Origin of the sequence: Microcoleus sp. N9_A1 (genome assembly GCF_036701795.1) — a bacterium.
In the GTDB taxonomy this organism is placed as follows: domain Bacteria; phylum Cyanobacteriota; class Cyanobacteriia; order Cyanobacteriales; family Microcoleaceae; genus Microcoleus.
In genome coordinates, this window is record NZ_JAUBRI010000016.1 from 78,026 (window position 1) to 92,108 (window position 14,083).

At 44.9% G+C, this 14,083-nt stretch carries 15 protein-coding genes; 6 read left to right on the forward strand and 9 right to left on the reverse strand.

Annotation, left to right across the window (positions count from 1 at the left end; all coding sequences use genetic code 11):
- The first annotated feature begins 735 nt into the window (after window positions 1-735).
- Window positions 736-1,557, forward strand: a complete 822-nt coding sequence (locus QUA58_RS10365; RefSeq protein ID WP_333252395.1) for an SDR family NAD(P)-dependent oxidoreductase — start codon at window positions 736-738, stop codon at window positions 1,555-1,557.
- Between the two features lie 117 nt (window positions 1,558-1,674).
- On the opposite strand, the gene QUA58_RS10370 is transcribed toward QUA58_RS10365, so the two are convergent.
- Genes QUA58_RS10370 through QUA58_RS10380 form a run of 3 tightly spaced genes read right to left on the reverse strand, consistent with a single transcriptional unit; the run spans window position 1,675 to window position 5,316 of the window.
- On the reverse strand, window positions 1,675-1,977 hold the full coding sequence (locus tag QUA58_RS10370; protein ID WP_333252394.1) for a type II toxin-antitoxin system RelE/ParE family toxin: 303 nt from the start codon (window positions 1,975-1,977) through the stop codon (window positions 1,675-1,677).
- Window positions 1,978-1,979: 2 nt separating this feature from the next.
- Complete coding sequence (locus QUA58_RS10375) at window positions 1,980-2,255, reverse strand: type II toxin-antitoxin system ParD family antitoxin (RefSeq protein WP_333393938.1); 276 nt, start codon at window positions 2,253-2,255, stop codon at window positions 1,980-1,982.
- A gap of 34 nt (window positions 2,256-2,289) precedes the next feature.
- Complete coding sequence (locus QUA58_RS10380) at window positions 2,290-5,316, reverse strand: CHAT domain-containing protein (RefSeq protein ID WP_445301870.1); 3,027 nt, start codon at window positions 5,314-5,316, stop codon at window positions 2,290-2,292.
- Window positions 5,317-5,499: 183 nt separating this feature from the next.
- On the opposite strand from QUA58_RS10380, the gene QUA58_RS10385 reads away from it, so the two are divergent.
- Window positions 5,500-5,763: a hypothetical protein gene (locus tag QUA58_RS10385; protein WP_333102337.1), complete on the forward strand. Its 264-nt coding sequence runs from the start codon at window positions 5,500-5,502 to the stop codon at window positions 5,761-5,763.
- 43 nt (window positions 5,764-5,806) lie between these two features.
- Here QUA58_RS10385 and tsaB read toward each other — a convergent pair whose 3' ends face one another.
- The 3 genes from tsaB to QUA58_RS10400 all read right to left on the reverse strand — a co-directional run bounded on the left by tsaB (window position 5,807) and on the right by QUA58_RS10400 (window position 8,734).
- The gene (gene tsaB, locus QUA58_RS10390; RefSeq protein ID WP_333393942.1) at window positions 5,807-6,466 is read right to left on the reverse strand and encodes a tRNA (adenosine(37)-N6)-threonylcarbamoyltransferase complex dimerization subunit type 1 TsaB; all 660 of its coding nucleotides are present in this window, start codon (window positions 6,464-6,466) and stop codon (window positions 5,807-5,809) included.
- A 2-nt stretch (window positions 6,467-6,468) separates the two neighbouring features.
- A complete protein-coding gene (locus QUA58_RS10395; protein WP_333252391.1) occupies window positions 6,469-8,178 on the reverse strand; it encodes a serine/threonine-protein kinase in 1,710 nt (569 codons plus the stop codon).
- A 307-nt stretch (window positions 8,179-8,485) separates the two neighbouring features.
- The gene (locus QUA58_RS10400; RefSeq protein ID WP_332984083.1) at window positions 8,486-8,734 is read right to left on the reverse strand and encodes a Ycf34 family protein; all 249 of its coding nucleotides are present in this window, start codon (window positions 8,732-8,734) and stop codon (window positions 8,486-8,488) included.
- 108 nt (window positions 8,735-8,842) lie between these two features.
- Between QUA58_RS10400 and QUA58_RS10405 the strand changes: the two genes are divergently transcribed.
- Window positions 8,843-10,096, forward strand: a complete 1,254-nt coding sequence (locus QUA58_RS10405) for a CCA tRNA nucleotidyltransferase (RefSeq protein ID WP_333393944.1) — start codon at window positions 8,843-8,845, stop codon at window positions 10,094-10,096.
- 190 nt (window positions 10,097-10,286) lie between these two features.
- On the opposite strand, the gene QUA58_RS10410 is transcribed toward QUA58_RS10405, so the two are convergent.
- From QUA58_RS10410 to QUA58_RS10420, 3 genes are all read right to left on the reverse strand, one after another.
- Window positions 10,287-10,637: a DUF952 domain-containing protein gene (locus tag QUA58_RS10410; protein ID WP_333393945.1), complete on the reverse strand. Its 351-nt coding sequence runs from the start codon at window positions 10,635-10,637 to the stop codon at window positions 10,287-10,289.
- Between the two features lie 158 nt (window positions 10,638-10,795).
- Window positions 10,796-11,233 carry a cupin domain-containing protein gene (locus QUA58_RS10415; RefSeq protein ID WP_333393946.1) on the reverse strand — a complete coding sequence of 146 codons (438 nt, stop codon included), beginning with the start codon at window positions 11,231-11,233 and terminating at the stop codon, window positions 10,796-10,798.
- 228 nt (window positions 11,234-11,461) lie between these two features.
- A complete protein-coding gene (locus tag QUA58_RS10420) occupies window positions 11,462-12,232 on the reverse strand; it encodes a cysteine hydrolase family protein (protein WP_333393948.1) in 771 nt (256 codons plus the stop codon).
- Window positions 12,233-12,445: 213 nt separating this feature from the next.
- Here QUA58_RS10420 and QUA58_RS10425 point away from each other — a divergent pair, with 213 nt between their 5' ends.
- From QUA58_RS10425 to QUA58_RS10435, 3 genes are all read left to right on the forward strand, one after another.
- Window positions 12,446-12,595: a hypothetical protein gene (locus tag QUA58_RS10425; RefSeq protein ID WP_333393949.1), complete on the forward strand. Its 150-nt coding sequence runs from the start codon at window positions 12,446-12,448 to the stop codon at window positions 12,593-12,595.
- A 52-nt stretch (window positions 12,596-12,647) separates the two neighbouring features.
- Window positions 12,648-12,785, forward strand: a complete 138-nt coding sequence (locus QUA58_RS10430; protein WP_333393951.1) for a hypothetical protein — start codon at window positions 12,648-12,650, stop codon at window positions 12,783-12,785.
- Window positions 12,786-12,898: 113 nt separating this feature from the next.
- Complete coding sequence (locus QUA58_RS10435) at window positions 12,899-14,038, forward strand: serpin family protein (RefSeq protein ID WP_333393953.1); 1,140 nt, start codon at window positions 12,899-12,901, stop codon at window positions 14,036-14,038.
- The last annotated feature ends 45 nt before the right edge of the window (window positions 14,039-14,083 follow it).

Consider the following 14,083-nt stretch of genomic DNA (forward strand, 5'->3'; position numbering starts at 1 on the left):
TATCTAGGAGGTGTGGAATTGATAATCTGCATTGCTCAATTATCCTGTGCCAATTCGCACGAATCCCCGGCGATTGTAAGTCGCGGTTGCACAGGATATCGTCTGCCTCTGCGGACTAAAAAAAGAGGGGTAATTAAGCCCTGGCGAATAACCCATCCCGGCGAATATTCCCGGCCAATTTATTCGCAGCTACACAGGCAAAGTCCGCCTCCACGCAGTGAAGAAAGAGGGGTTCTCCAACCCCGGTAAATGACAAATTTGCGGTGAATATCCCCGGTGAATAAATTCGCGGCTACGCAGGCAAAGTCCGCCTCCGCCGACTGAACAAATCCCCGGCGGATAACCAATCTCCGGCCAGTTTATTCGCGGCTACACAGGCAAAGTCCGCCTCCGCGAACTGAATAAAAGCGGTAATAAAGCCCGCTTGGCCAGGATTTATGACTAGGTTTGCCCATCTCAGCTTTGTCTGCTGGCATGAGGTTACAAGACCAGATAATTAACTGATTTCTGGCAAACCCAAAGTTTAGTTCAGCTCACGCGCACGTTAGCGATTCAACAGTTTTTGGTTTTGAGTTAACCCCACAAGTAAATGAGGTCTATCGAAACAAGATAGCCTTTTCAACAATTATGAATTATGAGTTGTTACCGCCAAAACATTCAACTCATAACTAATAATTCACAACTCACAACTCATAACTCCGTGCCGCGGTGAGCATCTACCAAAAGGTTTAATCTATGCAACTTCAAGGAAAAACAGCTCTTGTTACAGGAGCTTCGCGCGGAATTGGGCGATCGATCGCCCTGGAATTAGCGAGACAAGGAGTCAAACGTTTGTTGATTGTGGCGCGCAACCGCAAGCAATTAATTGAACTGGCAGAGGAAATCGATGTTTTTGGCACAGAAGTAGTGCCGTTAGCTTTGGATTTAACTCAGTCAGTAGCGGTGAATATTGCGATCGCCCAAGCTTGGCGAGATTGCGGCCCGATCCACCTGCTAGTCAACTGTGCAGGCGTCGCGCACCAAGCATCATTCTTGCGTTCCCCGCTGCCATTAATCGAGGAAGAAATCGCCTTGAATTTGCTGGGAACCTACACAATTACCCGCTTGATAGCTCGCAGAATGGCGGCGCAAGAAGACGGAACAATCGTCAATGTTTCGAGCTTGATGGGCAAAATTGCTGCTCCGACAATGGCAACTTATTCTGCTACCAAATTTGCCATTTTGGGATTTACTCAAGCTTTGCGTAGCGAGTTAACTCAGTACAATGTTCGAGTCACTGCTTTGCTACCATCTCTAACAGATACGGACATGGTGCGAGACTTGGAGCAATTTCGCTGGGTAGTGCCCACAACTCCCGAAAAAGTTGCCCTAGCGCTTGTCGCGGGATTGCACAAAGATGCGCCGGAAATTTTGGTAGGATACCAAAGTCATTTAGCGGTTTGGTGTCACCGAATTGCTCCTTGGTTGCTGGATTTTGTGTTGCGGATGGCGACTCCAGAACTTCGGGATAAATCGCGGGGCCGTAAATTGCGGGAGGCTTTAGCTAGCGGGCGATAAACCCTTTTATGGGCGGGCTCTCCGGCCCACCCCACAAGAAAACTCATTCTTTTGTGGAACGGGCATCTTGCCCGTTCCTAAGCGCACCTTACATTTGGCAAACACTCTAACTGTTAGTCACTCATCCTCATCAAAAAATAGCGATGGTAAATCCCGTTCTCCCCTCACCACCCTGATAATTTCAATTCCACTGTCTATCGCCCGATAAAGAATAATGTAACCCATGAGAGGAAGCCCCCGCACAGAAGCAGCTACTTCCTCGTAACTACGACCCATCTTAGGAAAGTTAATTAAATTGCGACACTTTCGATTGAACTCCTCGACAAACTGTTCTCCGGATTCAATATTTCTAGCTGCAAAGTAATCGGAAATTTCATCTAAATCGCGACTAGCTTCTGGAGAAACAATGTAGCGACTCATCTTTAGTTCTCCCGCATTTTCCGAAATTTTTCCTGCAATCTTGCTATGACTATTTCTCCATCAATCCCTTCACCGCGATCGAGTTGAGCTATTCCTCTTGATACTTTTGGTCGCGTTTCTTCTACCCATTTTTGATAGCTGTTGCTCTCTTTGGGCTCGCTGTTGTCGGCTAGGAGTTCTAATGCCGCTGCGATTACCTCCTCCGCCGAAGGATATCTGCCACTTGTAACTTGTGCTTCTATGAATTTTTCCTGCTCAGGCTTGAGAGTAATTTTCATGGGGGTTTACCTCTGAGAACCTTTAGCTATTATATCATTTCCACTCCCCTTGCAAGGTAAAAGCCGCCCAATAATAGGGCGACTTCCATTTTTCCTGCTGCATCATTTCGATCTGCGCCGCCCTCAAAGCTGCCGCCGGCGCTAACTTTTGTTGCAGCATTTTTTGATAAAACTTTTGCATTAACACAGCAGTTCCTTCATCATCCACACTCCACAAACTCACCGCTACCCGCTGAGCACCTGCATACATAAAACCCCTTGTTAATCCCACCATTCCTTCGCCTTTAACATTCTGTCCCATGCCCGATTGACAAGCACTTAAAACTACTAAATTTGCTGACAGTTTCAAGTTGAAAATATCGGTGAGGCGCAAAAAACCATTGACAAGATTGCCCTTGTCATCTACCATCGACATCACCATTCCTGACAGTTCGGGATTTTTACTGTTGGCAAGGCCGTGGGTGGCTAAGTGAATGATTTGATAATTGACTAAATTTCCATCGGTAGCGGTAGTGCGACTGGCATCAAAATCAAATATTTGACGGCTAGAAGCTGAGGGGAATAAGCTGGATATTGTTTGGGCTTCTTGGCGGGTAAATGGTAGACGATCGGGGGGCCATTTTATCTCGGAAGCGCGAACCGAGCGATTTAAACCGAGGTTATTTGCTTCTAATTTTTCTGTTGTTGCTTGGGTGATTTTTCCTTTAATTCTTTCATCGTCTGGACTGAAAACAGGGTCTGCTAAAATTGCTAAAGTTTGGCTGGGCGGTTTTCTATCTCCGTAATTTTGCCTGAGAATAGCGAGAGTTGAGGCAGAAGGCAGAGTGATAATTTCATGTTCGGCAATTAAGGGAAAATTGGTATTTTGTCCGGCGGTTTGGGGAAGAGTTAAAGCGGGAAAAGGGGTATAGTGCAGCACGCCGTCGGGAACAATTAATAAGCGTTTGTTTGCTAATTGGGCTGCGGCAGGCTGTAAAATTATTTGACCGAGATTTGCACTTGCTTGGGCAACTTTTTGGGGAATATTTCTCTGGGTTGGGCTAGTGACTGCGGTGCGGAAAGCCACTGCTGCTGTTTCAATGTCGGCGCGTTTTGGCAATTCATAGCTAGTTAGTCCCGTTGATGTCACCACCCACAAATAACTGCGAGATTCGCCCAGGGAATACTGCAATAAAATAGTGTTTTCATCGAGAATCTGTTTCTGAATTTCAGGCAGCGTTAAAGGTTGGGGTTGGGTGAGGGCAGCGTAGCGGGGGCTGGAGGTACGAATCTGGGTTTGAATTTGCTGATATTGTTGCAAAAGTGCGAGACGCTGAGAGTCGATTTCAGCGATTTTAGTTTGATTGGGGTTGGGACTGCTGACTGCTTCGATGCGCTGCTTTTCAATGGCATCGAGTTGCTGTTGCAAGCTCTTTTCTTGTTGCAGTAACTCGGGGGAAATGCCTTCGCGAATGTTGGCGTTACTTTCAAAGAGGAGTTCGAGGAGGCTGCGAGCCCTCGAACGTTCGCTGGCTTCTAAGGCTTTTGTATCGTAACCGGATTTAGGATTAGTTTTATGCAGTTGCATTAACAAATCGATGTAGAATTCGTAGTAGTCCTGTACTGTCGCAAAGTATGAGGTGCGGAGTTCGGGGCTGGCTATTTTGGTGCGGAGGTTTTCGATGATTTTGAGAGAGGATTCAATGTCGTTGAGGGCTTCAGTGAGATTGTTTTGAGCGCGTTTGGCATAAGCTATGCAGTAAAGGTTGACAGCTTCTATTTCGGGGTGGCTGACAGCCCGACTCAGAAGCAGGGATTGGCTAAAATACTGTAGCGCTTTTTGTTTCTCTTCCGACTTTAAGTAAACTAAGCCGATGTTTTTGAGGATGGTAGCTTCTCTGCGGCGATCGCCAACTTCCCGACTCAGGCGAAGGGATTGGTTGTAATGCTCTAAAGCATTTTGTTTGTCTCCCGAATCGTCGTAGATTCTGCCAATGTTGTTGAAGGTGATAGATCCCCCGCTGCGATCGCCGATTTCCCGACTTAGATGAAGGGATTGATAGTAATATTTCAAAGCTTTCTGTTTCTCTCCCAACTCTGAGTAGACAGCCCCGATGCTGTTGAAGATATTAGCTTGCACCGATCGATCGCCGGAGGCCTGACTTAGGGGAAGGGATTGGTTGTAATATTCTAAAGCTTTCTGTTTCTCTCCCAAATCTGAGTAGACTTTGCCGATGTTGCTGAGGGTGACAGCTTCCCCGCTGCGATCGCCGATTACGCGACTTAGGGGAAGGGATTGGTTGTAATAGTCTAAAGCTTTTTGTGACTCTCCCAAAACTAAGCAGACAGCCCCGATGTTGTTGAGGGTGGTAGCTTCAAGCGAGCGATAGCCAATTTCCCGACTCAAGGGAAGCGATCGGTTGTAATATTCTAAAGCTGTTTGTAGTTCTCCCAAATCCGAGTAAACTTTGCCGATGTTGTTGAGAGTGATAGCTTCCCCGTGGCGATCGCCCAAGGCGCGAGTGGGGGGAAGAGATTGGTTGTAATATTCTAAAGCTGTCTGTTTTTCTCCCAAATCCGAGTAGACTTTGCCGATGTTGCTGAGGGTGATAGCTTCCCCGCTGCGATCGCCGACGGCTCTCCCCAGCGGCAGGGATTGGTTGAAATACTGCAGCGCTTTTTGTGGCTCTCCCAATTTTGAGTAAACTAGACCGATGCTGTTAAGGGTAATAGCTGCTTGCGAGCGATCTCCGACTGCTTGACTCAGGGGAAGCGACTGGTTCAAATACTGTAGCGCTTTCTGTTGCTCTCCCAATTCTGAGTAAACTAAACCGATGCTGTTAAGGGTGACAGCTTCTTTCTCGCGATCGCCCGCTTTTCGATACAGTTTTAATGCTTCTTCATATTTGACGATCGCACCTCTTAAAGCTTCCGCTGTTCCTTGTTCGTAGAGTTTCTCTGCTTCTTCATATACTTTTTGGGCTGTTTCGGTACTGCTAGTTTGTGCTGTTTGTACGGCTTTGCCAACGGGCGCGGCGGCTGCAACTGGCTGACTTAGCTGCACCGAAAGCGCGATCGACATACCAGCCAAAAACCATTGAGCGCGATCGAACATAGCCACCCCTTTTGTATTTGCTTCAATCTTACTCACTAGCTCGCTTAGTGTAAAGGCAGGAAGAAGTAAGGGCGATCGGCATTTTTGCTAGAGTGAACGAGTAATGCGATTCCCTGCCGGATCGCTACGCCGCGCGTACTTTTTCCCAGCATGAACAACATCCTAACTACCCCCGATCCCGTAACAACCCACTGGGATTGCCCCGAATGCGGCGGCACCGGTACCCTCAGCCCAGAAATTTGCCCTATTTGTCTCGGAGCAAAATACATCGATCTGGCGACAATAACTAACTGGATGCTCGATTTCATGGAATCTCGCGGCTGCGATCGAGCTGAGATCGATCGATTGCGAACCGAAAGCCCAGACCCCCTAACATTAACTTTTTGCCTCGAAGTTTGTATCGCCCTTAAATAAACAATTTACCACTTACCAATTACCAATTCCCAATTATCAATTTTCAGTGTCCCTTAACCGGATGTTGACCGTAAAAAGGCAAAGCATCCGACCAATCAGGGCGACTTCCTTGTTTCCACTCCAAATAAGCCAATTCCAACACACTAGAAACCGACGAACCCAACTCGCTGCCAACTTCAATTAACTGATAAGAATTCCCCCAATTATCCAACTTTTCCTGCCAGGATTCGGGTGTCATTACCGTATCCGTAAACAACTCAGTTACACCAGAATTACTGTTAACTGAATAAACAGCACCAAACAATTGACCCCGCTGTGCAGGCATTTGCAGCGCGATATCCTGATTTGAGATAGATTTTTTACTGCTGCTGCAAGCGACAGCCGCCAAAGTTGAAACCGCAAAAACCGGAATATCCAACTGTTGAGCTAAAGTGCGCGCCGTCACCATACCCATCCGAGTGCCCGTGAAACCTCCGGGCCCCTTTGCCACTGCAATAAAAGCCAAATTCGCCCAAGTTTGCGGCTGAATAAACTCGACTAAATACTGATGCAAATGAGTTGCTAAATCGCGATCCAAATTCCACGTTTGGCAGCGAGAATCCCCGGCAAAATTGCTGATGGCTAAACCGAGTTCGCGACTCGCTGTGTGCAGGGCTAAGCCATATTTTTTAACTGATGTTCTGTCTTGGGGATTGCTATTCACGATTACTGATAATTTTCCTTAACAAAAAACAGAGGCAAAGCCACAACTAAGCAACCCAAAAGAACGCCAAATATTCCCGTATTTAAAATTCTTGAATTACCCATGCCACCAGTTATTAAAAACAGCAATACTAAACTTGCAAATAAATTTTTATTTGCAAATTCTTTTTGTTGGGAAACTTGATGCTTCACCGTCATAAAACCAGAAGCAACTATTAGCGCGAACCAAGAATTAAAAATTACTATTTGAGAGCCAAAGATAAACCAAACTAAGGCAAACATTAGCGTATCTAGCCAAAAATCCTGAGTTTTCAACTTCGGCAGCCAAAATTCTTGGGTAGCAACAGGGGCGATTTTTTTGACTAATTGATTGTGTTGCAGCCGCACGAGTTTGTTTCTCAATTGAATCTTGGGATCGATTTGCAATATTTGCTTCCACTCCGGGCGACGAGAATTGTTGAGTCTTCCCAAAAGCTTCACGGCTGCGACTTTATTTAACTCCAAATCGGTGAGTCTGGTGGCAATTATTTGAGATAAGTGCGGATAGTAAACGGGGTTGTCTTCGGTTCTGTTGATGACGATATTGAGCTGTTGCTTGGCTTGACTGACTTGGATTGTAACATTGTACGGGGCGATCGCCTCTTGTAAAGCTTGCTGAATTTCGGCTTGCTGTTGGCGAGTGAAAAGCGACACACCGGGCGCAGGTGTAACCACCCGTTCTGCGGGCGTTTCCGGCGCGTCTAGCATCGGCTGTGCGTCTAAATACACGGGTTGGGGATTCAAGTGCCGGATGACTGCTGATGCTGAGCTGTAGCGCCGATTGGTGGCACTTTGAAGCATGGTGTCGAGGATGCGGCCGAAATCATCGCTAACAGCAGTCTTCAAATAATTTCGCCAAGCCCAAGAATCCTCGGTGCTGTCGAACAAATCGAAGGGAGGAATGTGAGTCAGCAAGTGAATGCAGGTAACGCCCAAACTGTAGATATCGCTGGCAAAAACTGCTTTTCCCATCAATTGTTCTGGGGCTGTATAAGCAGCACTGCCGATGATTGTACCTGTTTGCGGCAACCCGGTTGCTGTTACTTTCTTAGCTGCACCAAAGTCTACTAAAACGATATCTTTTTGGAAAGGAGAGGGTTGATAGGAACTTTCTAAGGCTGGTAAAGGAGTTGGAGATAGTCGGCGGCGAATGATATTTTCTGGTTTGATATCGCGGTGAATAACTTTGGATTTGTGGACGAAGTGGAGCACTGGCAATAAATCGTTGAGGATTTGCCGAATTTGATTTTCGGTGAATGCTCCTTTTTGTTCTAATTCTCTGGCTAGGTTTTTGCCGTCTATAAATTCTTGTACTAAATACTGTCTCCCGTCTTGTTCAAAATGCGCGATTAATTCTGGAATCTGGGGATGTTTTCCCAAGGTTTCTAGCTGGGCGGCTTCTTGGTGAAATAGTTGAGCGGCTTTTTCTGCTGCGGTATTTTGCTGCAAAAATTGCTTGATTACGCACTGCGAAAAAATCAGGGGTTTGGTTTCATCAACTGCTAGAAATGTTCGGCCAAAGCCTCCTTGCCCGATCGCCTTTATGGTACGGTAGCGAGATGCTGAGGGCGATTGTTCGTTAGTTAACAACAATTTTGAGCCACAACTTTGGCACAATTCTGCATCACCTGGGTTTTGCGGATTCTGACAAGTTGGGTTTAAGCAATAGCTCATTTGATTTTAGATTTTAGATTTTAGATTTTAGATTTTAGATTTAGGAATTGGGCATTGGCCAAACAGGGCATTGGGCATTGGCCAAACAGGGCATTGGGCATTGGCCAAACAGGGCATTGGTAATTGGTAATTGGTAATTGACAACCCCAAGCTAGTAACACATAACTAATGACAAACGATTCATGACCAGTGACAAATAACGTTCGCTAGGGGCTGAAAGCACTGATAACTAATGACTGATGACTGATGACTAATGACTAATGACTGATGACTGATGACTACTGCCAACTGCCAACTGACTAATAACTTAAGTCGGTACGAGTTCGCCGGGCCGCAATTTTGCCCATTTACCGGTCTCTTGCTTGAAACTTTCACAGCCGACTACATCCCATTCCATTTCAATTTCGTCTTGGCGGGGGCGGATATTGACGTTGATGGTGGGTTCTACGGGGTCGAAATCGGGTGTTTCGGTGAGGTGGATTTGTTCGTGCTGTCCTTCTACGGCGTGGTAGGTGAAGCAGCGGTCTACATAGTGGCAGTTAATACAAATACACATTCTTGATATCCTCTGTGCATTTCAAAAAGATTGGTGAAATTTGAGCTTTCTGTTAATCTAGCGTAGCAAGAGTTTAATTGTTTGTAAGGAAAGTAGATTTTTGTTGCGATGCCGATTAATTTGCCACCTGCGTTATCTCCTGAGACTTGGCCGTTCGATTGGGAAATGCTGACACCGCCTGTTTATTTGGTGGGCGGCGCGGTGCGGGATGCGCTGCTGGGACGCCGATCGCACTATTTTGATTTGGATTTCGTTATGCTAACACGGGCGGTGAAGACTGCTCGAAACATTGCCGATCGCACGAAAGGCGGATTTGTCTTGTTGGATGCGGAACGACAGATTGCGCGGGTAGTGTTTGCGGGCGGTACGGTGGATTTTGCGGAGGCTTTCGGGGGGACTCTGGAGGGGGATTTGCTGCGCCGGGATTTTCGGATAAATGCGATCGCCTGCAATCCTTTTACGGGAGAAATCATCGATCCTGTGGACGGTCAAACTGATTTGCGGTTGGGTTTGCTGCGGATGATTTCGCGATCGAATTTGGAAGACGATCCGCTGAGGTTATTAAGAGCTTACCGTCAAGCGGCGCAGTTGGGTTTTGCGATCGAACCGGAAACTCAATCTGCGATTCGCGAATTAGCGCCGTTGTTGAGTCGGGTGGCGGTGGAACGGGTGCGGACGGAATTGGGTTATTTGTTGAGCAATAATCACGGTGTTCCTTGGATTTGTAAAGGTTGCGAAGATGGTTTGTTTTCGATTTGGTTTGCAAGTGCGATCGACCGTTTTGATATCTTGACAAAAATCGATTCCTGTGCTGCTGATTTGGCGGTAATTTATCCAGAGTTGGGTAGAGAATTTGGGCGATCGATTCGAGATACAATTAAAACGCCGTTGTTGGCAGTTGGGAAGTTAGCTATTTTAGCAAATTCCGACCCGACAATCGCTGAAACAGAGTTGCTGCGGTTGAAGTACAGCAATGCAGAGATTAAAAGTGCGATCGGGCTTTTGAAATACTTGCCCAAACTGCAAGCAAAACCGATTGCAGAAATGTCTTTGCGAAAACAATATTTTTTGTTTCGGGATGTAGGAATAGTATTTCCAGTTTTAGCAGTTTTAGCCCTAGCGGCGGGAGTTGCCGTTGATGAAATTTCCCTGTTAATTAATCGCTACCTCGATGCCGATGACATTATCGCTCATCCCACCCAATTAGTTAGTGGCAATGAGTTAATGGAATCTTTGAATATTCCCAGAAGTCCGCTCATCGGTCAATTATTAATGGAGATTCAATTAGCGCGAGTAGAAGGGAGAATTGCGACTCACGAAGATGCGCTGAAATTCGCGACTGAATGGGTTGATGTTGATTGATATTTGGCAAATATTGCAACAACAATATTGCTAGGGGCTAGTTCACCAACCATCTGTAATTCAATCCCAAATATCTAGAAACCAGCCCCAGCGACCATCTGTAAATGCGCCTACATTTATCTGCGTTTATCTGTGCTTATCTGCTTGACATCTGCGGTTGAATTATCAATCCAAAAATAATGCAATAAGTTTATTTAGGACTGACTGTTAATTCTGCAGGCAATTGAAACTTACCATCTGCACCCGCTTCAAACTCAAAAACTTGCAACACAGCATCAATATTCAGCGGCCCGTAAATGTGCGGGTAATCTTCACCTGCTGCAAATTCATACTTAAGTTCAGATTCTACTTTTGCTGAGTCAATCCACAGCAGCAGCAATCCTGTTTGTCCCACAAAAAATTTATTAGCAGATCTAAGAACTTGCGGTAAAGTGGAACAGTGGATAAATCCTTCTGTATGTAGCGTATCGCCGCGATAGGATTGCACTTGTTTTGCTTCTTCCCACTGTTGGCTGCGGGTGATATGAAAGATAACGCTCATAGTTTAGATGGGTTTTAGATTTAATCGAGAATTGGTAATAAAATTGAGAGGGACAATTTCCGCCGCAACTTAACTGTAAATATCATAATTGTATCATCGATCGGTTCGCCTTCAAGACTTTAATCATTAAAAAAAAGACTAAAGTCTTGACTACCAACTTAGCAGGATACAAGTACATCCGATCGCCCGAGAACTCTCATATCTTCCTCATCAAGTTCGACTGGTGTACCGCTGCGAATTAGTTCCACAAAATCCTCATTCGGCACCATAATGCACAAAGTGTACAAACGTTCACTGCCCGTATTCTCAATTACGTGAGTCGCCGTTGGAGGCACTAACAAACTATCTCCCGGTTGAATACTAACTGTTTTGCCGTCGCAGGTTGCTTGCCCTCTTCCTTTGAGTACAAAAAACATTTCTACTGCCAATAGATGGCGGTTGGGAGGAGTTTTACCCCCCACATCGAAAATCTCCACGCAAACTGTTAAGGAAACATTAGCTATTACCGGATCGAAGACGATAGCTAATCTATTAGTATCGCCCGGACTGATGCGAAATGCTTGGTAGTCTTTGGGAGACTTTATAACAGGAATCATGCACTGGTTTGTCATTTTTTTATTGTTAGTTGTCAGTGGTTATGTTTCTGCTGTCATTAGTGAGAATCCAGAGTCATTAGTCCGCCGCTCAACCTCAAAAGTTTATTAATTTTACAGGAGAGTTCGCTGTCAGAGCAGGAAGCGAGATATATAGGCTTTGCTGTGCGGGACTCTCGCACTCCTAAAAAACGCTTTTTATACTCCAGAGGGATACTCCCCTGATGACTGCTATTTAATTGCTTCTAACATAGCCTGAGAATCCGACAAAAAGCCAAAACATTGTTTAACGTTATAAAGAGTAGCTTGCCAGCAATACTCGGGAGATGTCGTAGCTGTACAATCTTTGACTAAAATACAGTCGTAACCGAGAAAATTAGCATCTTGCAGTGTAGCCATGACGCACTGATCGGCGTTTACTCCTCCGAAGAAAAGTGTAGTTCTGCCGAGGTTCCGCAAGATACTATCTAAAGGAGTATCCCAAAACCCGCTCATCCGATATTTATCAACACAAATATCCTCCGGTTTGGGTTTTAATTCATCGACAACCTGCGCCGCCCAACTCCCTGCCATCAGTACAGGTGCGTTGTTTTTTGGCAGCGGATCTCCCAAACCTATGCCGTCGCCTGTGGGATTGTAAACGTGACGGGAAGCTGCACTAATATTGAGCAAATCGGGGCGGTTTCCCCAGTTGATCCAAATAATTGGTACTGCGTGCGATCGCAATTTTGGTAGCAAATTTGTTAAAGGATTAATTGGAGTCCTGGCGGGCATTACATCTACGCCAATATGTGCTAGCCAACCGTCGGGGTGACAGAAATCGTTTTGCATATCTATCACCAACATTGCTGCTTTTGCTAAGTCCAAACGCAAGGTTTTAGTTTCCGTTTCCAGGGTAACAGGTTGAGGCGCGATCGGCGATCGGGTGATATCGGCAATTTTGGCATCAACTTTCCAAGCATTCGGCGCTACGCCCAAAGTGCGGAGAGAATCAGGATTCATATAGATTGTGGCTCAAAAACAATTTCAATCTTATAACTATTTGATGGTTACTAACTTGTCATATCTTAAATCTTTGTTATAATTAAGTATCCGGGGTGACTTTTTGATAAAATTTAGGATTTATTAACTTTATGATCGTTGGGCGATCGCAAATGTTAGCGCCCTGCAATCATACAATAAAAATTAATATAAATTTACAAAAAGAGTAAATCTATGAGCTTTACAATTCAAAATGCTTTAATTCCGGTGGATAGCGGTTATGAAACCGCAGATGTGCAGGTGGTGGATAATTGCATAAGTGCGATCGCCCAGAATTTAATTGCTGCGAAAATAGTTATTAAGGGCAAAAATAAGCTGCTGTAGCCCGGTTTTATCAACGCGCACACTTACTATTCAGAAATTTGGCAAAGGTAAGGTGCAAAGGATTGATGTTGATGATTTGAGGCGGGAATTATTCGATCGCAGCGAGTGGAGTAGCAAGCGTCAATCGCAAACGGTGAGCGAGATTGAGGCCCATTACCGCCAAGTGATGAAACTGCAAGGTTACTCTTAAAAAATTAACCAATAGAATATGATATCATGTCCGGTTGAATCACATAATTAGCGCGACCACTAAAAATTAACGCAATCAACCTCGCAAATCCCAATCACTCAGAAGCTCTAGCCATGACACCCCCTAACAACCAGATAAATGTAGACGCCAGACTTGTTGCAGCTAATACCAAATTTGGCTTTAACTTGTTCAACACCCTAAGCAAACAACAGCCGAATAAAAATATCTTTATTTCCCCTACTTCTGTCGCCCTCGCACTGTCAATGACATACAACGGAGTCAGCGGAGAAACCAAACAAGAAATGACAAAAGCTCTCGAATTAACGAAAATGAGTCCAAAAGCAATCAACGCAGCCAATCAAAATTTGCAAAAGAGTTTGCAAAAAGATGACCCCAAGGTTCAAGTATCAGTTGCCAACGCGCTTTTGGTCAGACAAGGCTTCTCATTAAAACCCGACTTTTTGCAAATAAATCAACAATACTACCAAGCCAATCTTACCGAAATAGACTTTGAGAGTCCGCAAGAAGCTCTCAGCATCATTAACAACTGGGTGAGCGAAAAAACTCACGGAAAAATTGATAAAATAGTCACTAAAATCAACCCTAATACACTTTTGTTTTTGATTAACGCTATCTATTTCAAAGGCAACTGGGAAACGCCCTTTGATAAATCTCAAACTACCAACAAAACTTTTTATTTAACAGACAGCAGTTCCAAACAGCATCCAATGATGTTTCAGAGCGGCTCTTATCGGTGCTACGAAACAGAAACTTTTCAAGCAGTCAGTTTACCTTACGGCAAAAAAGGCGCTCTGAGTATGTATATTTTATTGCCAAACTCCAATACCAATTTGGCAACTTTCTCGCAGCAATTAACACCCGAAAACTGGAATAAATGGATGCAAGAATTTAGAGTTAAAAGTGGAATGATTGAAATACCGCGCTTCAAAATGGAGTATGAAGTTCAACTGAAAGACACACTTATAGCTTTGGGAATGGCAGAATTTTTCGGTGGATTGAAAACAGACTTTTCCCCGATGACTGATAGCCAAGTAGCAGTAGAATCGGTAAAACACAAAACATTTGTCGAAGTTAACGAAGAAGGTACAGAAGCAGCAGCCGTGACTGTAATTGAGATGACGAGATCTATGCCAGCTTTTCAAATGAATGTAAACCGTCCATTCTTTTGTGCTATTCGAGACAATACTACAGGAACAATATTATTTATGGGTACCATCGTTGACCCCCAATAATATCAAAAATAGTAGGTGCGTCAGTAAATGTTCGAGTGACTTTTA